This window comes from Thalassolituus sp. UBA2590 (assembly GCF_002339775.1).
Classification (GTDB): Bacteria; Pseudomonadota; Gammaproteobacteria; order Pseudomonadales; family Oceanobacteraceae; genus Thalassolituus.
The window spans coordinates 1-22134 of the sequence record NZ_DDKU01000056.1; the positions used below are offsets into that span (position 1 = coordinate 1).

Consider the following 22134-nt stretch of genomic DNA (forward strand, 5'->3'; position numbering starts at 1 on the left):
CAAACCGCGATGAATTTTATCAACGCCCTGCGGCGCCGATGCACCCATGGGAAAATATTCCCGGGCTGTACGCTGGCAAAGATCTGGAGCAGGGCGGTACCTGGCTTGGATTCAGAGACACTGGTCGCTGGGCCGCACTGACCAATGTTCGCGCCCCGGGAGCAGGCCCTCAGAATCCCAGATCACGCGGTGAGCTGGTCACAGACTTTGTTGAATCAGACCTGCCAGTAGAAGACTGGCTGCAGAGAATTAACTGCGACGACTATGCGCCGTTCAATCTGCTCGCCGGTACAGCCACAGAACTCTGGTATCTGAGCAACCATCCTGACCGCCAGCTGAGGCGACTACAAGCCGGTCGCTACAGCCTGAGTAACGCCCAACTTGATAGCCCGTGGCCAAAGGCCGAGTTAGCAAAAGAGCAACTCGCTCAGGCTGACAGCGGATTCGCAACGCTGCTGAACCGTCGTGATCCCTGGCCCGACGAAGTTCTGCCTGCGACTGGCGTCCCCATCCTCTGGGAGCGGCTTCTTTCGGCTCAGTTTATCATCGCACCAGGATACGGTACCCGTTGCAGTACCGGCATTCTCGCTTCAGGAAACGATGTCCAATTACAGGAAATCACCTGGAATGAGCAAGGCGAAAACGTCGGCGAGAGAAGCTACAGATTAGCCATTAAAGACAGGTAGTCTGTCCCCGTTTGTTACAAACGAATACGCAAGAGTGAGAGCGAGTTCGAAAAGCACGTCCATACTAAAGCTATGACGTGTATAAATCGCAGAACACCGAACAGCCACACACACCGCGTGCCTCTGATTGTTGGCGGGGTATGCGCGTTGCTGCTGTTTGCGGCGCTGGCAGCGAGCCTCCATACACGACCTTTTATGCCACCCAGTGTTGCGCAGGAACACATGGAGCATTGGCTGATTGAGGGTGCCCGCAAGGTCGCCGGTGAAGTCAGGCTCCGGCACATCCGCAACATGGAACCCTTTTACCTGAAACGTAACTACCAACCTATCTGGCTGGACAGTTACCAACTGCGCCCGGAAGCACATGAACTCATCGAGCTTCTGCGAGAAACTTCCGTCGATGACTGGCGCAATTACGGTTATTCATTGGATACGCTTGAACGCGAGATGCGCAAGCTTACTAATCTGCCGGAGCAGGCCACCGCCATGGAGGTACTGCTCACCGATGCCTTCGTGACATACGCAGAGCAGGCTCTCAATAACGAACTGATCCCCAACGCTGACGAGAATGACCATCCAACCATGCGTAAGGTCGTTCTGTCTGGCGAGGACCGGATCACAGAAGAACAGATCATCACCCTGCTGCATGAGTCCGTACGCCAGAATAAACTGGATGAACTACTGGCTGGCATGGCCCCCCAGCACGACGGCTACCGACGCCTTCGCGCCGAGCTGAAACGCTATCGTGATATCGACCGAAGCGGCGGATGGCGCCCTATTTCTCACGAGCTGACCCTGAATGCTGGCGACCGCCATGTCGAGGTCCCGTATCTGCGTTGGCTGCTCGACCAGTATGGCGATCTGCCCAAAGGCACTCTGGCCTGGTTCCTCGGGGATAAGAGCGAAAAGACTTTACGCGCCCCAGCGCGGGAGAAAAATCCCGATCTGAGCAAGCCAGAGTATCTGTTCGATGGACCAATGCGGGCCGCCATTAGTAGCTTCCAGCAGCGACACAAGTTAGAAAGCACGGGCAAGCTCAATAAAGAAACCATTGATCGCCTGAACATTCCGCCCTACCAGACAGCTCAGCGCATCGCTCTGAACATGAAGCGTTGGCGCCAGTTACCAAACGACCTTGGCCATCGTCACATCATGGTCAATATGGCGGATTACTCGATGCGCCTGATGAATGGCGGATCTCCCGAGCTGGAGATGAAGGTGATCATTGGCCGACTCGACCGGCGTACGCCCGTCATGACAGACCTGATGCGCATTATTGAAATCGCCCCGACCTGGACGGTGCCTCCACGCATCGCCAGTTCCTACCTGCTTCCCAAGCTTAAGCGTAACCCTGACTACCTGAAGCAAAAAGGCTTTGACGTATTACAGTGGCGAAACGGCTCAGCCGTGCATGTGTCAGCGGATGAGATTAACTGGAAGAATTATAGCGCTCGCAATCTTCCTTATACCTTTGTACAGCGTCCGGGAAAACTGAACGCACTGGGCACGGTGAAGTTTCTGTTCCCGAATGATCAGAGCATCTATCTGCACGATACTTCTAGCCCGGAGCTGTTCGCGAAAGATCAACGTGCTCTCAGCTCAGGCTGTGTCCGGGTAGAGAAGCCCCGACTGTTGGCTGAAAAACTGCTTCAGTCACAGGATGGCTGGCATCGCGGACGTATCGACGAAGCGATTGATCACAACCGTACCAGCCGTATCCGCATCAAAGATCCTGTACCCGTACATCTGATGTACTGGACTACCTGGGTCGATGACAATGGCAGCCTTCAGATACGCGATGATGTCTATCAGCGCGACCTCATTGGCGGTACCGCCACCCACGCCAGCCTGTAACAACTACTTACACGCTGGCGCGTATTTACGAAATACGGACATGACACACCTGTCGTGACGAACTTACTGATGAACTACGTCTGATTTTTTCCGTTGGACTTTTGGCATACTGACTTCTCACTGTAATCCCAATGTAACAGGAGTCAGAACATGCTGGACCGTCGCCGTTTTCTGCAACAGTTTGCCGCTGTTTCTGCTGCAGGTATGACAGGCCTCAGTACTAATGCTTACGCCGCCTCAGAATCGATTATTGATTCGGGCCCTGATCGTACTTTGAGTCTGTACAACATTCACACGGGTGAAACGGTCAAAAGTACCTTCTGGTCTCAAGGGCAGTTTATCGACAGTGAAATTGAAATGATCGATATGCTGGTACGTGATTTTCGCGCCAACGATGTAATGGCAATGGACAGAAATCTGTATCAGGATCTGTACGAACTACAGACCCGCCTCTCACCCAACAAGCCGATGTACATCATTTCGGGTTACCGCTCGCCGAAAACCAATGCCGCTTTGCGTAACGGTTCTTCAGGCGTCGCGAAGAAAAGTCTGCATATGCAGGGTCGCGCAATCGACCTGCGCATCCCTGGCGTATCTCATAAAGAACTGCATCGTGCGGCGCTGGAATTAAGAAGCGGTGGCGTTGGTTACTATCCAGACAGCGGGTTCGTTCACCTTGACACCGGACGGGTTCGCCGCTGGCAGGGTTAATCCCCTGAGAAGGTTTTAATTCAGGCCGACATTCGGGCCGATAATACGTCCGAAACCAGCCTTCTCCAGCATCAGCTGCAAGGTTGATGCGATGACTTCACCACTCTCCATGGTGATGACTTCTTCGAGTAGTTTCTCTGCCCATTCACGGCTGATGCCACGCAGGACCGACTTCACTTTCGGCAAGTTCGTCGCGTTCATCGACAGGCAGTCATAACCCATTGCCATAAGCAGGACGGCACCCATGGGGTTACCCGCCAGCTCACCACAGACACTGACCGGCTTACCTTCCGATTTTGCATCATCAACAATGCGTTTCAGTGCCTGCAGAACCCCAGGATGAAACGCCTGATAGAGATCAGCAACACGAGGGTTGTTGCGGTCAACGGCAAGCAGATACTGCGTCAGGTCATTACTGCCGACCGACAGGAAGTCGACGCGCTGAGCCAGATCCTTGATCTGATAAACAGCCGCAGGAACTTCCACCATAACGCCAACTTCAGGCATCTCGACCTTAAAACCTTCTTCGAGTGTTTCTACATGCGCACGGTAAATGAGGTGCAATGCCGTATCCACTTCAGCAACGTTGCTGATCATCGGCAGCATGATACGAAGATTATTGAGGCCTTCACTGGCCTTCATCATGGCGCGTACCTGCACCAGGAAAATTTCAGGATGATCGAGGGTAACGCGAATACCGCGCCAGCCGAGAAACGGGTTTGCCTCATTGATAGGGAAGTACGTGAGCGCCTTATCCCCACCAATATCCAGCGTACGCATAGTCACCGGGTCTGGACTGAACGTCTCGAGCTGCTCCCGGTAAATCTCCTGCTGCTCACTCTCCGACGGGAAGCGATCCTTCATCATGAACGGCACTTCGGTACGGTACAGGCCCACCCCTTCGGCACCCCGATCACGACTGCGCAACGCATCTGTAATCAGGCCAGTATTCACCCAAAGGGGAATGCGATGTCCATCGAGAGTTTCGGCCGGTTGATGCAGCAGGCCCTCAAGATCTTCGGCAAGCGCCTGCTCTTCTTCGTAGATGGCATAGTACTGCTCACGCAATTCATCATTTGGATTCGAGAACAGAAGGCCACGGTAGCCATCAACGATCAGGTCTTTGCCATCAAGTTGAGCATGCGGCAAGTCTACGGCACCCATCACAGTCGGGATACCCATAGCACGCGCCAGAATCGCCACGTGAGAGTTGGAAGAGCCTTTCACCGACACCATAGCGCGCAACTTTTCAGTCGGCACTTCACCCAACATGGCGGGCGTCAGTTCTTCGCTGACCAGAATAGTATCATGAGGGTAATCGTCCGGGCGCGAGGTCGCTTCGTTGCCCTGTAAATGCGCAAGAATACGTGTACCAAGGTCGAGAATATCGGTAGCTCGTTCGCGCAGGTAAGCATCTTCCATCATCTGGAAGTGACCGACGTACTCCATGACTACCTGACGCAGTGCCCCCTGAGCCCAGTTGCCCTTGTTGATCGCAACTTTGACCTCAGCACCCAGAGCGTTGTCGTCCAACATGTTCAGATACACGTCGAACAGAGCCATTTCTTCGGGGCGCAGTTCGCCTTTAAGCTTGCCACCTAACGAGCGTATCTCTTCTCGCGCGGCTTCCAGCGCAAGATCAAAGCGCTCCAGTTCGATCTCGACCGACTCGGGTTCACGATCAACCACTCCCGATAGGTCTGCCGCGGGTGAAATAACCACACCCGTACCAAGACCGACGCCGGGCGCACCCGGAGCACCGGTGAAGCGGGTACTCTTTTTCGGTTCGGTGGCTGTCTGTGGAATATGAAGGATATTGCCGGTCGCTTCGGCATGAGCAATCACGCCCGCCAGCTGCGCCGACATAGTGACCAGAAACGCCTCTTCACCAGCATCAAACTGACGGCTGTCGCGCTGCTGTACCACCATCACGCCCAACAGGCGTTTGTGGTGGATAATCGGTACGCCAAGGAAGGACATAAAAGGATCTTCCCCGGTCTCAGACAGGTACTGAAAACGGGGATGCTCAGGAGCATTATCGATATTCAGGGGTTCTTCGCGGGTACCTACGAGGCCAACAAGGCCCTGCGAGCCAGCAAGGCTGACCTTACCCACAGCGTCCTGACGCAGACCTTCGGTCGCCATCAGAACGTAGCGCTTTTCATCAGGCTCATACAGATATACTGAGCATACCTCGGTCTGCATCGCCTCGCGGATACGGGCAACCACTACCTTGAGGGCCTCACTCAGTTCGGTGACTGAGCTGACCTCCTGTACGATACGTCTCAGTATATCGAGCATGTTTTCTGTTCTGGCCTCGCTATTAGGCTCAGTTTATCTCGTTCGTTGTTATTATCTCCGGACTCAGCCGGACTTACGTTGCAACCTTGCAATACGCGGTGCCAGTTCCGCCAGTGCGCGACGGTAGACATCGCGCTTAAAGGCAACGACTTCACCAAGAGGGAACCAATAACTCACCCAGTTCCACCCATCAAATTCGGGGTTGCCCGTCGCTGAGAGGTTAATCTCTGATTCCTCTGCCAACAACTTCAGCAAGTACCATTTTTGCTTCTGCCCAACACACACAGGGCGCTTGTCGCGTCTGACCATCCGCTTTGGCAGGCGGTAGCGCAGCCAACCGCGGGTCGAACCGATGATCTGTACGTGCTCGGGTAAAAGACCCACTTCTTCCTGAAGCTCACGATACAGTGCTTTCTCCGGCGACTCTCCGCGCTTTATTCCCCCCTGTGGGAATTGCCAGGCATTCTGACCAATCCGACGGGCCCACAGCACCTGCCCCATTGCATTGCAGATGATGATGCCGACGTTCGGACGATACCCATGCTCGTCTATCACAATGCCATCCAACTCTATCTATTCACTCAACCTTGCCGATTTTATCGCAAAGATCAAGGGTGCACGTCGGTGCGTAAAACATAATAAGGAAAGTATGGCTTGTTCCCGCTAGAATAGCGATCTGTTTCTGATTCATCTGCCAATACAGGGCCGGTTACCGTGGCATTAGCAATTTTCGATCTCGACCATACGCTTCTTTCAGGCGACAGCGACCACGCCTGGGGCCAGTTTCTCGTTGACCGCGGTCTGGTTGACCCCGAAGTCCACCAGCGTCGCAATGATCATTTTTACGAACAGTACAAAGCGGGCAGTCTGGATATTCATGAGTATCTCGAGTTTGCGATGCGTCCTCTGACTGAATATGACGCCGATCACATGCACGCAGAACGGGATATATTCCTCAACGACCGTATCGAGCCACTGGTCAGCCAGAAAGCCAGAGACCTGATCCGCCACCACGAAGAGCGCGGAGATACCCTGCTGATCATCACAGCCACTAACGGCTTTGTGACCTACCCGATCGCTGAGCGCCTGGGCATTGCACACATTATTGCCCCGCATCCGGAGGTCATTGATGGACGCTATACCGGCAAAACCGTCGGTATACCTAGCTTTCAGGATGGCAAAGTAACCCGCCTGAAAAGTTGGATGGAAGAGCACCAGCACGATATGCAAGGCAGCTACTTCTACAGTGACTCACACAACGACCTGCCACTTCTGCGCCTGGTCGATCACCCGGTGGCTGTCGACCCTGATCCAACACTTCAGGCGGAAGCGGAAGCCAACGGCTGGCCAGTGATCAGCCTGCGAATAGACTGAGATCACCATAAGAAGGCTGAATCAATGAAGCGCATTGCCTCCGTTCTGCTTGGATCACTGATGCTCCTTTCTGCTTGCTCTGACAGCGAGCACAGCAAGCCTATGAGCAGAGAAGTTTCAAGCCTGCCAGAACCAGAGAGCCTCGCTGTTGATGAAGCCTATCCCGAACGCCTGGTTAATATCGCCTATGCTCAACTCTCAAAATCGGTAGAAGCCGCACAGGCATTGCAGTCCAGCGCAGCAGCGCTGCGTAAGAACGCAACACCTGAACGTCTCGAAGAGGCCAGGGGCCACTGGCGCGCCAGTTACTCTGCTTATCTTTCATCGCTCGCGGCCTCAGATATTCCTGTACGCGAGCCCAGCGAATGGTTTGCGGCGAAGCTGACACGAAGACACCTGGCTCAACAGATCAACAGCTGGCCTATTGAACCGGGTTACATTGATTACCTTGAGGGCTATCCCTTTACCGGGATCGTTAATGACACGACTCTGGTCATCGACAGAGATTCGTTGCTGGCGCAGCACCAGTTTTCCGATGCGACGTACGTCAGTGTGGGATACCACGCGATTGAGTTCATTCTCTGGGGAGAACATGGCCAGCGACCTGCGTCTGATTTCGACAGCACTACTGCTGCAAAACCTGAAGAGGACGATAGCAGCCCAGTGGCTCATCAGCAGCGTCGCGGAGATTATCTGGCGACACTCACCGATATACTGATTGCTGACCTTCAGCGGCTACAAATGCGCTGGGCGCCATCACCGGAGGCTCAGGGGTATTACGCTCAACTGCTGTCTGCAGCGACCCCGACAGAAACACTGCAAGCCAGCCTGCTGACAGTCAACCGCATCATCGAACAGGACCTGCTTCAGAATTACCTGACTGACACCGGCAGCAGTCCTTTCAGTGGTGGTACACCTGTCGACGTAGAAGCCATTATGCGCGGTATTCGTCAGGTATTAATCTCAGAAGACGGGGCGAGTGGGCTTCAACCTTTACTGACAGCGCGCAAGCAGGAAAAAGATCTGACGCTACTGGCCGAAGTTATTACTCTGACCAGCGCCGATACAGCCTGCATTGCAGGTTGGCAAACGGCAGTGTCTTACCTCGAGGGTCAATCTGCGTGCCGTCAGCAGATGCTGGACTTACTGATCACACTGAAACAGATCAACGATCAGCTCGGGTTGCAGATTCCCGCGAGTGGCTGACGCTCTCAGCGCGTTGGTAATACGCGAGCAAATACCGCTTTCAGATATCGGGTCTCTGGAATAGCTGGCAGTACCGGATGATCTGCCCCTTGAGAGCCCACGTGCTGAATCAGCACTTCACGATCCAACTCACGCCCAAGAACCCGCAGAATATCGGGCAAGCGATCATCCGCCAGATGCATAGAGCATGAACCCGCGACGATCATGCCATCTCTATTTAACAACCTCATCGCGATCTGATTAATACGCTTGTAAGCCTGCTCCCCGGCTTTTACATCTTTACGACGTGGAATAAATGCAGGTGGATCGACAACAACGATATCGAACCGCTCTCCGTTATCGCGCAATTGCTTCAGAGCAGCGAAGGCATCCCCTTCCCAGCAATGCAGCTTATCTTCAACGCCATTAAGTGCGGCATTCTCTTCAACCCAATCCAGCGCCTGTGCGGAAGCATCGACACAATGCACTTCGCTGGCGCCATGGTTGGCAGCCTGCACGCCCCAACCTCCGACATAACTGAATACGTCAAGCACACGCTTACCTTTAACCAGGCGATTAAGTTGCGCGCGATTTTCACGGTGATCATAAAACCAACCGGTTTTCTGACCATGAATGACTGGCGCCATAAAGCGGGTCTCGTTTTCAATCAGCGGAGCGCAATCGTCTTCCAGTTGACCATGAACAATATCAACGTACTCGTCCAGACCTTCGACCGCACGTAACTTACCGTCGTTTTTCAGCACAATCGTGGCAGGCGACGCCACTTTATGCACAGCGTCGATGATGTCATCGCGCAGCATCTCCATCGCAACGCTAGAGATCTGAATCACGGCGACATCGCCAAAACGATCAATTACCAGACCCGGCAGGCCATCACTGTCACCATATACCCAGCGATAGCACTGATGTGGATACCAGAGCTCGCGACTGCTCATAGCCACCTGAAGTCGGTGAACAATCAGCGAAGCATCCAGTAACTGAGACGGGCTGCGACTGATAAGACGACCGCAAATTAATTGATCGGGATTCATCACCGCAACGCCAAGTGGCTTTCCACTCGCGGCCTCAATCACTACCTGCTCCCCAGCGGTGATGTTTTTCAGCGGGGTCTGCGCCGTGTCGACTTCATTACTGTAGACCCACAGGTGGCCAGACTTCAGACGACGTTCCGTCTTTGGCTTCAGGCGCAGAGAAGTAAGCATGAAACAGGCTCCGGTAAAAATAGAGAGTTAAAAACAATGGCGAGCAAAGCGCGGAAGTATACGCGAAAAGCCCCGGCGCATCATAAGATTCACCAGGGCATTAGAGAGTAGTGTTAAGTTAAAGGAACCGGACAACATTTAGTAAATAAAGCGCAGTACCCCTCAATCATGTCCATACTTACGAGCCATAATTCAGCATACTAAAAACGAAATACCACATTCACTGCCTCATCAACCGCACTCTCGTCGATATAACCAATCATATTCGGATTATCAGCTATCAACTTCTTGACCTCAGAGCTATCACCGACTGCCTTAGGTGGAGTTCCCTTACCTGTAAAAATAAGCTTGGACCAATAGGCCTTGAGCTGACTTTCACTCTTCCCTAAGACCTTCTCTGCAAATTCGTTTCGCGGTGCTGACCCCTCGGTTTGATCAATAGGCACCGCGGAACTTCCATTCGGAAAACTTGAGGACTTGCCCAAATATATGCGAGAGATGACACTTGCGTCCAACTCGGTAATTCCATTGCCACTACTTACTACTACAACCGTGCCAGCGCTAGCAGGAAGAGCTATCAGTAGTAACGTAGAGCCTACTAAGCTAAATAAGATTTTAGTCAAATTCATATAATCTCTCCTTAAAATACCAAATCTAGTGCGACAGAATAAAGCATGCCGTCTTCACCCGAAGTAGAACCGGCTTGAATCTTTTCTTCGATTTTCTGAACTTCGAATTTAAATGCAGCGCTGGAGTCGTAGTCATAACGAGCACCGAGAATCCAGCTGCTATCATGTCGCTCGAACATAGACTGTATGTTTCTTACTGTAGCATCTGATTCCTTCAAACTTCGCACCGATGCGTAACTCAAATGTACCGTTGTTGAGTCAAAGCGCTTCGCTACACTAAAGAGAGAGGACATTTCGTCAAGAAGCATTGCGGTTTCATGCTCTAAAGCAGTTACTTCAGCTATTGCGCTGACATCACCATTATCCCAAGTTGCAGCCAATTCATAAAAATGACTTGTTTTGCCATCCAAAGCAAATTTCTCACCAACTCCACTTGCGGTTGCTAGCCCATATACTTGATCAAGGTCCCTGGTTCCTCCAAGCTCCAAATCTGTGTAACCGTCGCCAGTGTGTACTGAAGCACGATACCCGAAATCACCAAGCGTCAGTCCAAATACGACACCTGCGAGATTTTGCAAAGAAAATTCATAGGCCGTACCATTTACTGAAAAATCCTCAAGTAGACGCCCCACATAGACTTGTGTAAACAATTCAGCGGTTCCAATCAGAAATTGCCGCGAAGCATCTATCCCATTAAAAGATGAGAACGTGTCAAGACTGTATACCTCTTCTGGCGGCCTTATCCAGTTATAAGCGTAGCCAACCTCGAGAAAATCTGAATAATAGAAGAAGGGGGTACGTAAACGACCGATTCGAAGGGTCGTCACATCATCAGGTGAGTACGCCACATAGGCCCAAGCCGCCTCGGTATCATAATCTTCGCCCCCCCTGGAAACCAACTGGGTCGTAGCAGATGTTGAATCGTTCACTTGTTTCGATAGCTGAACGCCTACAACAGTGTCTGCCGAAAAGGATATATCATCGTCATACCCCTTAACAGATACCTCAGAATTGGACAGTACGCCTGCTCCAACACTCATGAAGCCATTGACTACCAGTTCTTCGGCGAATAGTCCCGGACTTGCACTCATCAAGGCCAGCGATACTAAAGGAAGTTTGATTTTAAGCATAGAGTTAGTTCCATATTAATTATACTCATAAGAACCATAGATCATAAAATCATAGTTGTTTGCAGTATTTTACTTTTACTGACCTGTCAGATATGCCACATCCCCTCCTGAGGCGCTCTCGCATTAACATGCCAAGGAAATTTTTAATTGAGTATTAACTATCTTTACAACGTCGCGAAAGCTAGTAATTGCCACCGATCCCGACCCCTCCAGCATTGATAAGAGATAACTGACGACGATCAATGATCGAAATAGTCGCTAATGAAAATTTCGCCGATTCAAGGTAGGACTAGAGGCCTAATAGTGGTTGGAGCAACTTCACGATTTTTTTATCTAATCACTGGCCGACTAATATATCCTTGTCTATTGTTTATAGACAGATTTACATAAGGGTAATAGTCATGACTTGGTTCAGCCGTCTTAGCGTGTTCCACAAAATCATGCTCATACTTGGGGTTTACGCGGTTTCCAGCGCAATCAATTTTACGATTGGCATCAAGGGCGTTAACGATACCAAAGAGTATATTGTTAACCTCGAAGAACGGATTTACGAATCCGTGCAGCTGGCAACCCAGAACAGCTTTCTGTTGCAGCGTGCCGATGAAATGTTCACACAGTCGGTCACCGCCGGTGATCCTGAGATGCAAACATTAGGCGAGGAAACGGTTGGGAATCTTCTCAGCAATATCGACCGCTTACTCACCATCGACGCAGCCGATAAAGACATACTCAGCCAGATTAAAGTCAGTGCTGCAGAGTATCTCAGCGTATCCAGCAAACTGCTGAATAACCTGCTCAGCGACAACCCGGATTTCTCGCAGCTGCAGAGCCTGGGCGCTAAGAAATCTGACCTCCTCAGCGAGACCAATGCGCTGTTGAAGCAGCACAAAGCGAACGTTGATACGCAATTCTCCTCGGCGATCGACGGAGCCCTGTCGAGCAGCTCTCGCACCCTGAACATGGTGACAGTGACCAATGTCGCTTTTCTGATTTTGCTCAGCATGCTGATTTTCTATATTGGCCGCCTGTTCAGTAACACGGTTAATTCAATGAAGAACTCTCTGGCCGATCTGGCCGATGGGAGCGGTGACCTGAATACACGCCTGAAGGTTCAGACGGAAGACGAGCTGGGCGTCATGACCCGCAACTTCAATGCTTTCATGGATCGCCTCAATGAGATTATCCGCAAGGTAAAAGAGGTGGCTCCAGAGGTGGGGGACGCCGCGAACGCCATGAGCGGTAGTACAAATCACGTTCGCTCGGTGACTGAGAATATGAGCCATAAAGCCTCAGAAGCGACCTACGCGATGAATGAAATGGCCAAATCAATCGATGAGGTCAGCCAGTCAGCCAGTGAAGCCAGCGGTGTCATGCAGGAGACTCGCGATGAATCTGCCGAGAGTCTGAAGATTGTTGAATCGACCATCAACAACTCTCGAGAGCTGAACTCGCAGATCCTTGAAGCCTCCGAGAGAGTGGAGCGACTGGTACGCGACACCGGCGATGTGTCGACCATTCTTGATGTAATCTCAGCCATTGCTGAACAAACAAACCTGCTGGCTCTGAATGCTGCAATCGAAGCTGCACGTGCAGGCGAACAAGGTCGGGGCTTTGCGGTGGTGGCTGACGAAGTCCGTGCCCTCGCTTCCAGAACCGCGTCTGCGACGACCGAGATCCGCGATGTCCTGGACCGCCTGGAGTCCGCCGCCAACGAGACAGTACAGTCGATGACATTAGCGAAAACCCAGTCTGAACAGAATGAGCAAAATGCAGAGCAGACGGGCAAACATATTTCGCAGATCAAGAGCCGCGTAGAAAGTGTGAGTTCGATGGGGCTGACCATTGCTGCGGCGACTGAAGAGCAAACGGCGGTTGTGAGGGATACGCACTCAAGCATCAGTGCAATGAACGACACGGTCAGCGAGATCCAACAATCATTTGCTGAACTCGCACGCCTTGCAGACAACCTGCAAGGTGCGGCCGGGCATTTGCAGGACTCAACCTCTAAGTTCCGGATCTGAGGTTACTGTTCCACTTAGCGCGACAACCTGCCGGGCATGGAGTAAATGCTGCTGACACCCCGGCGGGGAGCACCAGCAGCGCCCGGACACCTTGTGCAGCAGATACGCACAGGTGCACATTGATTACAAAATAACAAACACCTCTGCTGAGTTCTGACTAAACTTAGTTCACTACTCTTCGGTCCCGATTTCGGCAGGCAGCCATGGCGCAACCTCTTACAGATCAGCAGATAAGCGACATCATGCAGGGCATCCGCGTGCCACCGCAGCCGCAGGTGTTGGTTGATCTGCAAATGGAGCAGATGTGTCCCGATCCTGACCCACGCAGTATCGCAAAACTGATCAGCCAGGATGTCGGCCTGACGGGAGCCATCCTCAAGGTCGTTAATTCAGCGGCTTATAACCTCAGCTCACCCAGCACGTCAGTCGAACATGCAGTCAACCTGATCGGCATCGATAGCGTAATCAATGTCATCAATGGTCTGGCCATCCGTAGCGAGCTCAGTGACGCCAACATAGTTCAGCTCAATCGATTCTGGGATACCGCCACCGACATTGCCAATATCTCCGTGGATATCGCTCGCACCATCAACTTTGAGCCAACAGACTGGGCCTACATGCTCGGCTTATTTCACAATTGTGGCATTCCACTGATGATGATGCGGTTCGATAACTATTTTGATGTTATGGAGGAATCTTATGCGCACCCTGACAGGCGCGTAGTGGATACTGAAAATGCCATACTCAATACCAACCATGCTGTGATTGGCTATTACACGGCGAAATCCTGGCGGGTACCGAAACCCATTTGCGACGTCATTGCAGAACACCACAATGCCACTCACTACTTCCGCCCGGAAAATACGAGCGACGATGAGCGTAAAACACTACTGGGCATTCTCAAGCTCGCGGAACATATCTGCGGAAATTACCGAATTCTCGGCCAGCAGGACGAAGACCTTGAATGGCAAGCATCAGGAAGTGAGATTCTGGCTCACCTCGGTCTCGGCGAGTACGACGTAGAACAGCTGACGCTCTCATATGATGAAAGCGGCGTGGGCGCCCAGAACTACTGAAGCGCCACGAAAAGCTTACTGCAAGCCCATCGCTTTCATAACGACATGCTGCTTTACCGGCATCATTTTATCGAACAGGCGCATTCCCTCGTTACGTATTAAGCGCACCAGAGGCTGGTCTGACGCAAACAAACGCTTAAAGCCCTCCATTGCCGCCATTGTCGCCAGATTATCGGCCTGACGACGACGCTGATAGCGCGCCAGTACCGCATCAGATCCAGGGGACAGCCCCTTATCCATTGCCCGCACTATTTCTTCAGATAGAACCTGAGCGTCTTTAAAACCGAGATTCACGCCCTGACCAGCCAGCGGGTGAATCGTATGGGCAGCATCTCCTGCGACAACAACCCCGGCTTCGTAGTACTGTGACGCATGGCGCTGGCGTAACGGGAATCGCTGTCGGCGTGATACTTCAGTGACTCTCCCCAGCTTGCCTTCAAAGGCGTCGGTAAGTGCAGCGCAGAAGTCTTCGTCAGACATCGCCAGCACCTTGTCTGCTTCATCTGGCAAAGTCGACCAGACGATTGAGGCAAGATGATCATCGGAATGCAGAGGAAGGAATGCTAGAGGCCCTTCCGGACGGAAGCGCTGCCAGGCGGTCTGTGCGACGCTCTGCTCAGTACGTACAGTCGCTACGATCGCATGATGGCCATAATCCCACTCACGGGTCGTCATCCCGGCCATCTGACGCACGTTAGATAGCGCACCATCAGCACCCACGAGAAGACGGGTTTTGAGTGTATTTCCGTCCGCCAGAGTCACTGGTACCCAGCCGTCTGCATCTGGGTTATCGAAACTCTGTACCGCGGTTTGAAGACGCTCGATTGAACGAGCCGACTCTGTCACCTGATTCAATGCCGTCAGCGTCTGTCGATTTTCAACGATATGCCCCAGCGCCGGAACGTGCAGGTCGGTCGCATTAAAGGTGACCGAGCCCGTCCCCTCTGCGTCCCAGACGTGCATCCGGGTATAACCACTCAGCACCTGGTGCGGAATAAGTTCCCAGGCACCGATGTCTGTCAGGAACGCCTGAGACTGGGCCGTAAGTGCACTGACCCGTAGATCATAATCATTCACACCATCGCACTCGCCCGCGGGCACAGGCCCAGATGGGTCAATCAGAGCAACGTGTATATCATCCGTGCCCTGACTCAGGGCCGCGGCAATGGCCTGCCCAACCAGCCCCGCACCTACAATGGCAACATCAAACTGCATAATATTTATCCCAGTTTCGCGGCTGTATGACCCAGCCCCATAGCATGACGAGCAAACAGACGTCGAGCGACCGGAGCAGCTGCCATGGTCAACAGACCCGCATCGCGCAGAAATGCAACTGCCGGTACTTTGCTGCCGAATATTTGCGGCAGAAGATCACTGGCTGTAATGGTATTGCGCTGATCAGCCGACTGCTGCTGAAGGTAGGCTTCCAATACCTCCAGACTGCCCACATCCTGCCCCTGCATCGCCGCCCGGTTGAGATGTTCAGCAAGGGCCGCAGCATCTCTCAGTGTGAGGTTAAACCCCTGACCTGCTACAGGATGAAGGCTGTGCGCGGCATTACCCAGTAAAACCAAAGAGCGCCTGACCTGCTCGGATGACTTAACCAACGCCAGCGGATAAGTCAGTCGCTCGCCCATGGCGGATATCTTACCGACCCGGTATCCGATACGGGCCTGCAACCGTTCGATCAGTGCGTCATCCGCCAACGCCAGAACGTCATCGACCTCATCATCGCTAAGAGTCCAAACAACGGCGTATTCATCTTTATTCAATGGTAAAAAAGCGATCGGTCCATCACTACTGAAGCGTTCATACGCCCAATGGTCATGAGGCTTATCACATTTAACCTGAGTCACCAGTGCCTGCGCACCGTAGTCTTTGCGACTTTGCTCAATGCCCAGCTGGCGCGGCAGTGGCGAGCGGCCGCCATCGGCCATAATCAACAGTTTTGTAGTCAGCGTATGACCATCATCCAACTTCAGTTCAGCGCCCTCTGCGGTCATACACACAGTTTCTGCACAGTTTGGCGCCATCACATGCAGCTTGTCTGAGTCGTTCAGGCCCGCCAGTAAGCCTTGACCAAGGCGATGATTCTCAATGATATACCCGAGCGCTTCGGTGTTCTGTTCATTAGCATGCAGCTGAGCCTGACCGAAGCGACCTTCATCGCTGACCTGAATGTGATCAATACTGCAGGCGTAGGGGGCAATGCTGTTCCAGATGTCCAGCTCTTCAAGTATCTGTCTCGTTCCCCAAGAGAGTGCAGTTGCTCTGCCATCGAACGATGGAGGTCGGTCTCTGTCGTCTTTATCCCAGCTCAAGGGCTGACGATCAATCAGGGCAATGCTAAGTCCAGCCGCACGTGCAGGTGCCAACAAATGAACCAGACTGGCGCCGGCCATACCGGCACCAAGAATGGTGATGTCTACCTTGCTGTTATCTGTACTCATAGCTTTACGCACTCATCAGAGCTTCAATATCTGCGATCTCTTTCACGACGTCTTTGGTCAGGACATCGCAACCATCTTGAGTTACTACGACATCATCTTCGATACGGATGCCGATACCACGCCACTTCTCATCCACCGACTCATCATCCGGTGCAACATAAATACCCGGTTCAATAGTCAGTACCATGCCCGGAGCGAGCGTGCGCCACTCACCCTCTACCCGGTATTCACCGACATCGTGCACATCCATACCCAGCCAGTGCCCGGTTTTGTGCATGTAGAACTGGCGATACGCGAGCGACTCAATCAGCTCGTCGACCTCACCACTCAAGAGACCGAGCTCAACGAGACCAGTTGTCAGTACTCTGACGGCAGCCTCATGAGGCTGATTCCAGTGATTGCCTGGCTTGGTCGCCTCAATCGCTGCGTACTGCGCATCGAGCGTCAGTTGATAAAGTGCCCGCTGCGGCTCACTGAAACGCCCGTTAGATGGGAACGTACGGGTAATATCAGAAGCGTAGTAATCCAGCTCACAGCCAGCATCGATAAGTACCAACTCGCCATCATTAATGACGTCATCGTTGCGCGTATAGTGGAGTATGCAGCCGTTGTCGCCCGAGCCGACAATAGACGGATAGGCAGGCCAGCGACTGCCCGCCGCCATGAAGATCTGCATAATCTCAGCTTCCAGTTGATACTCACGCATTCCCGGGCGCACAGTCTGCATAGCACGGGTGTGGGCCTCGGCACTGATCTCGGCCGCATGACGCATCACCGCCACCTCAGCATCCGATTTAATCACACGCTGCTCATGAAGCAGGTGATCCAGCGCACTGAATTCGTGAGGAGGTGTTGCACCGCTGCGCACCTGAGCCCTTATGTGATTCACCCATTGCATCAGCTGGCGGTCAAAATCCGGGCTCGTACCCAGGTTCGCATAAATACGATCACAGCCTTCGATCAAGCCCGGCAGAATGTCGTCAATATCCGTCACCGGGAATGCATCGTCACAGCCTAGAACCTCAGGCGCCGCTTCCGGGCCAACACGACGTCCGGTCCAGATTTCCTGCTCTTTGATTTTTTCCTGACAGAACAGCACGTATTCGCCATGTTCACGCCCTGGAATAAGCACCAGCACCGAATGCTCTTCATCAAAGCCACTCAGATAATAGAAATCGCTGTCCTGGCGGAAAGGATGTTCAACATCACGGTTGCGCACGGTGACGGGCGCAGAAGCCAGAATCGCGATGCTGTTCGGGCTCATTTTCTCCATTAACGCCTTACGACGTTTTGCATACTCGGCAGAATCCAGCTTGATCATAGTGATCTCTCTCAGCATCTTGTGTGCGTTGCTATCGTGAATATCCAGATTGATTTTCTGTCTCGCAAATCAGTGCAGTGTTTTCTGGGTGGCACCTGCAGGCGGCTGCTGGGGTTGGTTGTACGCATAAAACACTGTCAAAGCTGCAACACGGGCGTGTTCTGCCAGTTCATTCAGCAGCTGTACGTTTTCAGGGTCGTTAACGTCGTCAACCTGCGCCTGTGAGAAGGCGTCCAGGTCCTGCAGTACTTCCATCACATCTTTATCAGGGCGCCCGGTAATTTTGCCAGAAGCCCCCAGGCCATCAAGGAAACCCTTGCTCCACTGTGCCAGGCATTCAACCTGCTCATCGACGTCCGCTTCTTCATCGTCGGGCAGCAGAACCTGATACGCCATATCTTCAGCGCCAAGGGTGTCGACAACGTCTGCGTAGAACCCAACAAGTATGGGGCGCAGCCCTTCCGAAACCTCTTCAATCTCAAGGTAATCGGCAGCTTCCTGAAGCCAGTTGTCAGTCGTAAGGCGAGCACCTGTAGAGAGAAAACCCGTTAACCAGCCATGCAATGCCGACGGCGATTGAAAGCATTTATCGTCTTCCCACTGGTCGGCGAGTTCGGGATAATTCAGTGCCATAAGAACCTCAGAAACAGTTTATGGTCAGATTGTACCACTTGGGGCGACCTGAGTAAGAAGATGCGTCCCAAAACCGGGGCCGCACGTTGACCATTTGCCCGACTGCCTCTTATAGTACCCACTATCTGGCAGCCCTGTGCCCGACAATAAATAAGGTGACGGACCGCGATGCAAGAGGCCGAGATTCAAGCACTACTACAGAAGATCGAGAAACTGCTCGATATTCATGAAGATCTGCGCGAGCAGAATAAGGGCATGCGCAATGCCGAAGCCGCCTGGCAGGCAGAGCGTGCGAAGCTGATTCAACAGAATGAAATCGCGCGCCGCAAAGTCTCTGAAATGATCACCCGCCTGCAGACTCTGGAGCGTAACAGTGGCTAAGACCCCAAATACCGTATCCCTGACTATCATGGAGCGCGAATATCGCATCAACTGCCCAGAAGGTGCTGAGAGCGAACTGCGCGAAGCTGCGAATTATCTGAACGACAAGATGCACGAAATCCGTGAAGCCAGTTCGAAAGCCGGCAAGGTATTAGGCGCTGACCGCATCGCTGTCATTGCCGCCTTGAACATCACCCACCAGCTGCGCGAAGCAGAGAACGGCCAGTTGCAGGTTAACAGCGACATTGAGCGCCTGAACAAGCGTGTCGACGCCCTTCTCGAAGAAGACTCGCAACTCGAGCTGTAAGCCTTTCGCTGCAGAAAAATAGTGTTTTTCTGCAGCACTTCACAAATTCTCACCTGGTTTTCCGTGACATCCGCCCCCTGCTCTTTGCTATACTTCAAATGCTCCCTGGAGTGCCTGGTCGGTAAAGACCTCGAGCCGATGCTTATTACCCAGGAGGGTTTCTCTCGTTGTTGTGAGCATGTCCGGCATGACCGGAAAGCCTGATTCGATGACCGAACCCCCCACCTTGAACCATAGGGTTCAAGGGCTTTATCCGACATAAGGGCGCACCAGGGAGCTTTTCTTTTCTGGAAGCCTCTCCGTGAACAAGCAAGAACTCCGTAAACTGATCCGCAAAAAGCGCCGTGCCCTGACACCTGCGCAACGTCATAAAGCTGGCCGTGGCCTGACACGAAGCCTACACCACAGTACTCAGTACCTGAGCGCTAACCGGGTGGCTCTTTACCTGAGCAATGATGGTGAAATTGATCCGCACTGGGCCATCGAAGATTTGTGGAAACGGGGAAAAGAAGTTTACCTGCCAGTACTGCACCCTCTGCGCAAAGGCTATCTGACATTTATACGGTACCAACCTGAGACGCCCATGCGTCGTAACCGGTTTGGCATATCAGAACCAGACTTCCGCCGGGGTACTCATGTACCAGCGCGCTTTCTCAGCATGATTGGTCTGCCGCTGGTTGCATTTGATGAGCGCGGCAATCGTCTGGGGATGGGCGGCGGCTTTTACGACCGCACGCTGGCATTCAGCCGCCGACCAGGCCAGAAACCCGCCCTGATTGGTTGTGCGTACGCTTTTCAGGAGATCAGAATGCTGCCTGCCGAGTCATGGGACATCCCACTGCAGTTTATAGCAACAGAGAAAGGGATAACGTCCCTTTCGAATTAACCGATACCCACAGATACCAGCCGCCGTTATTCAGCGGATACTCGCTTCTGAGGCTAGCACCGTTGGATCGCGGCGCTCTTCAGCGGCGATACTGGTGACGGCAGAACCAATAATGGCGAGGAGTGAGAGAAATATAAGTACATCTGGCTTTCTCATTACTCAGTGTTCCCAATTTTAAGCTGTTATTCTTACTTGAGGAGTCATCGGTTATGACCCGTGCTCCCCATTATTTTTTATCATTGCGGCCGAAATTAGACGTTCATCGTCTATAGCAACCAAAGGCGCATTTAGCCCTAAGCAATCAGCGAGCCAAGATAAGGCGCTATTATGAAATTCTGGTTACTCAAATCCGAGCCGGACGCATTCTCCTACAACGACCTGGAGAACGCCCTAAACAAGGGCACAGTATGGGATGGTGTGCGTAATTATCAAGCCCGTAACATCCTCAGAGACGACATAAACGTGGGTGATAAAGCATTTTTTTACCATTCCAGCTGCAAAGAGCCCGGAATCGTCGGAATCTGCGCGATCACTGAGACGGGTATCGTTGACCCGAGTTCCCTCGATCCAGCATCAAAGTATTATGATCCGAAGTCGTCACCGGACAATCCACGCTGGATAACAATTAATGTCGTGGCTGATCGTGCCCTGAAGCGGGTCATCACGTTGAAAGAGCTGCGCCAGCATGAAGCACTGAGTGAAATGGTGTTACTGAATCGCGGACGGCTATCCGTGCAGCCCGTATCAGAAAGTGAGTGGGAATATATTCTGGGGTTGGAGTAACCGTTCGGGCTTACAACAACCTGGCTGAGAGTATTTTCTGGCCGTGTGCAGCATGGATGCTGCACCCGAGCCTACAGGGATGTATTTACGGCGAGGCAGAAAATACTCTCAGCCAGGTTGCTGTAACTGCGTCAGCGCCCCCTCGATACTAAGCCGCAGAAACCGGTGTATTCAGGGTCTGTTTTAAGCGCTCAGTTATCCGCTGATACATATCCGCCCGCTTATCCCGTGACTCGTTCACCAAGTGATGGCGGCCGTCTTCAAGAATAAACAACTCGCGAGCAGTAAACTTAGCTTCCAGCACCTTCATATTGTGGCGCCAGTCGACGGTGCCGTCGTTATCCCCTTGCACAACAAACAAATTCACATCGGTTGCAGGCTGAGCCTCGATAAAGCGCATCCAACGGATCAATGCACCTACCCACTGCACACTCAGATAGAGCGACTGGAGCGGATCTTGTGAGCGGACGAAATCGAGAAACTCTTCATCAGACGATGAATCGCCATGCTTACGCTTCATCTGTTTCATAAACAGACTTACTACAGGGTGAAAGATAATACCCTTGCGCCAGCCGACAGGACGCACCAGAGGTGCAAGCAGAATCACATCCTTGAACGGACAGTCGTTGACTGTGAAACCGCGTTTAAGCAGATAATTAATCAGGATGGCTCCGCCGGTGCTCTGGCCAAATGCCACCAGATTAGAAGCTGGCCCTTCATCCATGTTCTCAGTGACCTGATCCATCAACCCACTGAATACCGCATCGTATTCCTGAAAATCCCGAATCGTCGCCTGCTCACCGCTCGACAGTCCGTGCCCCGGCAAATCAAAGGCAATCACGTTTAACTGCTGACGCAGACAGTAATCAATCAGCGAACCGTACAGCCCAAGATGGTCATAGTAACCATGAATGATTACCGCCGTGCCACGTGCATTCGGGCACATCCAGCGTTGAACAACAATCTGAAATTCCGCGATATTGAGGTAACCCGCCTGATGAGAAAGGGCCTCGGCCGAATCTTCAAAATTTAGGTGGTAATGTGCGCTGTAGGCACTCAGCTCCGGGCCGGGATCGGCATCAGGCAGTAACCAGTCAAATTCTTTCAGCTCAGCGACAACTGATTCACGGCTCCAGCTCATAAGTGGCCTGATGATCCTGTTGAGTAGTTTAACTTTGAGATC

The 22134-nt window shown here is 52.5% G+C and carries 22 protein-coding genes and 1 other RNA gene; 12 read left to right on the forward strand and 11 right to left on the reverse strand.

Annotated elements, in window-relative coordinates:
• The 3 genes from B2067_RS05035 to B2067_RS05045 all read left to right on the forward strand — a co-directional run.
• Nucleotides 1-686, forward strand: a 686-nt coding sequence (locus B2067_RS05035) for an NRDE family protein (RefSeq protein WP_301387664.1), incomplete at its 5' end; no start/stop codon positions are given.
• 195 nt (nucleotides 687-881) lie between these two features.
• Entirely contained in the window at nucleotides 882-2540 is a 1659-nt protein-coding gene (locus tag B2067_RS05040; RefSeq protein WP_297531498.1) for a L,D-transpeptidase family protein, read from the forward strand.
• 150 nt (nucleotides 2541-2690) lie between these two features.
• Nucleotides 2691-3251 (forward strand): YcbK family protein, encoded by a 561-nt coding sequence (locus tag B2067_RS05045; protein ID WP_301376951.1) that lies wholly within the window; start codon nucleotides 2691-2693, stop codon nucleotides 3249-3251.
• Between the two features lie 15 nt (nucleotides 3252-3266).
• On the opposite strand, the gene ptsP is transcribed toward B2067_RS05045, so the two are convergent.
• On the reverse strand, nucleotides 3267-5552 hold the full coding sequence (gene ptsP, locus B2067_RS05050) for a phosphoenolpyruvate--protein phosphotransferase (protein ID WP_301387665.1): 2286 nt from the start codon (nucleotides 5550-5552) through the stop codon (nucleotides 3267-3269).
• A gap of 63 nt (nucleotides 5553-5615) precedes the next feature.
• A complete protein-coding gene (gene rppH / locus B2067_RS05055) occupies nucleotides 5616-6107 on the reverse strand; it encodes an RNA pyrophosphohydrolase (protein WP_068440986.1) in 492 nt (163 codons plus the stop codon).
• 159 nt (nucleotides 6108-6266) lie between these two features.
• Between rppH and B2067_RS05060 the strand changes: the two genes are divergently transcribed.
• Both B2067_RS05060 and B2067_RS05065 read left to right on the forward strand, forming a co-directional pair.
• Complete coding sequence (locus B2067_RS05060) at nucleotides 6267-6926, forward strand: HAD family hydrolase (protein ID WP_297531493.1); 660 nt, start codon at nucleotides 6267-6269, stop codon at nucleotides 6924-6926.
• A 24-nt stretch (nucleotides 6927-6950) separates the two neighbouring features.
• Entirely contained in the window at nucleotides 6951-8132 is a 1182-nt protein-coding gene (locus tag B2067_RS05065) for an imelysin family protein (RefSeq protein ID WP_301387666.1), read from the forward strand.
• Between the two features lie 5 nt (nucleotides 8133-8137).
• On the opposite strand, the gene B2067_RS05070 is transcribed toward B2067_RS05065, so the two are convergent.
• From B2067_RS05070 to B2067_RS05080, 3 genes are all read right to left on the reverse strand, one after another.
• Complete coding sequence (locus B2067_RS05070) at nucleotides 8138-9334, reverse strand: class I SAM-dependent rRNA methyltransferase (RefSeq protein ID WP_301387667.1); 1197 nt, start codon at nucleotides 9332-9334, stop codon at nucleotides 8138-8140.
• Between the two features lie 200 nt (nucleotides 9335-9534).
• Nucleotides 9535-9963, reverse strand: coding sequence for a phosphate ABC transporter substrate-binding protein (locus tag B2067_RS05075; protein WP_068440954.1), 429 nt, complete (start codon nucleotides 9961-9963; stop codon nucleotides 9535-9537).
• Nucleotides 9964-9974: 11 nt separating this feature from the next.
• Nucleotides 9975-11093 carry a hypothetical protein gene (locus B2067_RS05080; protein ID WP_076514253.1) on the reverse strand — a complete coding sequence of 373 codons (1119 nt, stop codon included), beginning with the start codon at nucleotides 11091-11093 and terminating at the stop codon, nucleotides 9975-9977.
• A 401-nt stretch (nucleotides 11094-11494) separates the two neighbouring features.
• Between B2067_RS05080 and B2067_RS05085 the strand changes: the two genes are divergently transcribed.
• Both B2067_RS05085 and B2067_RS05090 read left to right on the forward strand, forming a co-directional pair.
• A complete protein-coding gene (locus B2067_RS05085; protein ID WP_301376960.1) occupies nucleotides 11495-13114 on the forward strand; it encodes a methyl-accepting chemotaxis protein in 1620 nt (539 codons plus the stop codon).
• 203 nt (nucleotides 13115-13317) lie between these two features.
• A complete protein-coding gene (locus B2067_RS05090) occupies nucleotides 13318-14190 on the forward strand; it encodes an HDOD domain-containing protein (protein ID WP_068440946.1) in 873 nt (290 codons plus the stop codon).
• Between the two features lie 15 nt (nucleotides 14191-14205).
• On the opposite strand, the gene B2067_RS05095 is transcribed toward B2067_RS05090, so the two are convergent.
• The 4 genes from B2067_RS05095 to B2067_RS05110 form a co-directional block, all read right to left on the reverse strand.
• The gene (locus B2067_RS05095; RefSeq protein WP_301387668.1) at nucleotides 14206-15405 is read right to left on the reverse strand and encodes a UbiH/UbiF/VisC/COQ6 family ubiquinone biosynthesis hydroxylase; all 1200 of its coding nucleotides are present in this window, start codon (nucleotides 15403-15405) and stop codon (nucleotides 14206-14208) included.
• A gap of 5 nt (nucleotides 15406-15410) precedes the next feature.
• Nucleotides 15411-16640, reverse strand: coding sequence for a 2-octaprenyl-6-methoxyphenyl hydroxylase (gene ubiH, locus B2067_RS05100; protein ID WP_301387669.1), 1230 nt, complete (start codon nucleotides 16638-16640; stop codon nucleotides 15411-15413).
• Between the two features lie 4 nt (nucleotides 16641-16644).
• On the reverse strand, nucleotides 16645-17961 hold the full coding sequence (pepP, locus tag B2067_RS05105; protein ID WP_301387671.1) for a Xaa-Pro aminopeptidase: 1317 nt from the start codon (nucleotides 17959-17961) through the stop codon (nucleotides 16645-16647).
• Nucleotides 17962-18030: 69 nt separating this feature from the next.
• Nucleotides 18031-18594 carry a UPF0149 family protein gene (locus B2067_RS05110; protein WP_301387672.1) on the reverse strand — a complete coding sequence of 188 codons (564 nt, stop codon included), beginning with the start codon at nucleotides 18592-18594 and terminating at the stop codon, nucleotides 18031-18033.
• Between the two features lie 168 nt (nucleotides 18595-18762).
• Between B2067_RS05110 and B2067_RS05115 the strand changes: the two genes are divergently transcribed.
• The 4 genes from B2067_RS05115 (at nucleotide 18763) to B2067_RS05130 (ending at nucleotide 20168) form a co-directional block, all read left to right on the forward strand.
• Nucleotides 18763-18975 (forward strand): TIGR02449 family protein, encoded by a 213-nt coding sequence (locus B2067_RS05115; protein ID WP_068436765.1) that lies wholly within the window; start codon nucleotides 18763-18765, stop codon nucleotides 18973-18975.
• The gene (locus B2067_RS05120; RefSeq protein WP_301387673.1) at nucleotides 18968-19282 is read left to right on the forward strand and encodes a cell division protein ZapA; all 315 of its coding nucleotides are present in this window, start codon (nucleotides 18968-18970) and stop codon (nucleotides 19280-19282) included. The genes B2067_RS05115 and B2067_RS05120 overlap by 8 nt, the downstream gene beginning before the upstream one ends.
• A 99-nt stretch (nucleotides 19283-19381) precedes the next feature.
• Nucleotides 19382-19562, forward strand: a non-coding RNA gene (gene ssrS, locus B2067_RS05125) — 6S RNA.
• Between the two features lie 21 nt (nucleotides 19563-19583).
• Complete coding sequence (locus tag B2067_RS05130; protein WP_301387674.1) at nucleotides 19584-20168, forward strand: 5-formyltetrahydrofolate cyclo-ligase; 585 nt, start codon at nucleotides 19584-19586, stop codon at nucleotides 20166-20168.
• Nucleotides 20169-20198: 30 nt separating this feature from the next.
• Here B2067_RS05130 and B2067_RS05135 read toward each other — a convergent pair whose 3' ends face one another.
• Nucleotides 20199-20324 carry a hypothetical protein gene (locus B2067_RS05135; RefSeq protein WP_273089454.1) on the reverse strand — a complete coding sequence of 42 codons (126 nt, stop codon included), beginning with the start codon at nucleotides 20322-20324 and terminating at the stop codon, nucleotides 20199-20201.
• Nucleotides 20325-20495: 171 nt separating this feature from the next.
• Between B2067_RS05135 and B2067_RS05140 the strand changes: the two genes are divergently transcribed.
• Nucleotides 20496-20951, forward strand: coding sequence for an EVE domain-containing protein (locus B2067_RS05140; protein ID WP_301181151.1), 456 nt, complete (start codon nucleotides 20496-20498; stop codon nucleotides 20949-20951).
• A gap of 148 nt (nucleotides 20952-21099) precedes the next feature.
• On the opposite strand, the gene B2067_RS05145 is transcribed toward B2067_RS05140, so the two are convergent.
• The gene (locus B2067_RS05145; protein WP_301181150.1) at nucleotides 21100-22092 is read right to left on the reverse strand and encodes an alpha/beta hydrolase; all 993 of its coding nucleotides are present in this window, start codon (nucleotides 22090-22092) and stop codon (nucleotides 21100-21102) included.
• Nucleotides 22093-22134 lie beyond the last annotated feature (42 nt).

What these genes read in the sequence shown, in the direction of transcription:
- B2067_RS05040 (WP_297531498.1), top strand. Translation starts at nt 882, where the DNA reads ATGCCACCCAGTGTTGCGCAGGAACACATGGAGCATTGGCTGATTGAG.
- B2067_RS05045 (WP_301376951.1), top strand. Translation starts at nt 2,691, where the DNA reads ATGCTGGACCGTCGCCGTTTTCTGCAACAGTTTGCCGCTGTTTCTGCT.
- ptsP (WP_301387665.1), bottom strand. Translation starts at nt 5,552, where the DNA reads ATGCTCGATATACTGAGACGTATCGTACAGGAGGTCAGCTCAGTCACC.
- B2067_RS05065 (WP_301387666.1), top strand. Translation starts at nt 6,951, where the DNA reads ATGAAGCGCATTGCCTCCGTTCTGCTTGGATCACTGATGCTCCTTTCT.
- B2067_RS05070 (WP_301387667.1), bottom strand. Translation starts at nt 9,334, where the DNA reads ATGCTTACTTCTCTGCGCCTGAAGCCAAAGACGGAACGTCGTCTGAAG.
- B2067_RS05075 (WP_068440954.1), bottom strand. Translation starts at nt 9,963, where the DNA reads ATGAATTTGACTAAAATCTTATTTAGCTTAGTAGGCTCTACGTTACTA.
- B2067_RS05080 (WP_076514253.1), bottom strand. Translation starts at nt 11,093, where the DNA reads ATGCTTAAAATCAAACTTCCTTTAGTATCGCTGGCCTTGATGAGTGCA.
- B2067_RS05085 (WP_301376960.1), top strand. Translation starts at nt 11,495, where the DNA reads ATGACTTGGTTCAGCCGTCTTAGCGTGTTCCACAAAATCATGCTCATA.
- B2067_RS05090 (WP_068440946.1), top strand. Translation starts at nt 13,318, where the DNA reads ATGGCGCAACCTCTTACAGATCAGCAGATAAGCGACATCATGCAGGGC.
- B2067_RS05095 (WP_301387668.1), bottom strand. Translation starts at nt 15,405, where the DNA reads ATGCAGTTTGATGTTGCCATTGTAGGTGCGGGGCTGGTTGGGCAGGCC.
- ubiH (WP_301387669.1), bottom strand. Translation starts at nt 16,640, where the DNA reads ATGAGTACAGATAACAGCAAGGTAGACATCACCATTCTTGGTGCCGGT.
- pepP (WP_301387671.1), bottom strand. Translation starts at nt 17,961, where the DNA reads ATGATCAAGCTGGATTCTGCCGAGTATGCAAAACGTCGTAAGGCGTTA.
- B2067_RS05110 (WP_301387672.1), bottom strand. Translation starts at nt 18,594, where the DNA reads ATGGCACTGAATTATCCCGAACTCGCCGACCAGTGGGAAGACGATAAA.
- B2067_RS05115 (WP_068436765.1), top strand. Translation starts at nt 18,763, where the DNA reads ATGCAAGAGGCCGAGATTCAAGCACTACTACAGAAGATCGAGAAACTG.
- B2067_RS05135 (WP_273089454.1), bottom strand. Translation starts at nt 20,324, where the DNA reads ATGAGAAAGCCAGATGTACTTATATTTCTCTCACTCCTCGCCATTATT.
- B2067_RS05140 (WP_301181151.1), top strand. Translation starts at nt 20,496, where the DNA reads ATGAAATTCTGGTTACTCAAATCCGAGCCGGACGCATTCTCCTACAAC.
- B2067_RS05145 (WP_301181150.1), bottom strand. Translation starts at nt 22,092, where the DNA reads ATGAGCTGGAGCCGTGAATCAGTTGTCGCTGAGCTGAAAGAATTTGAC.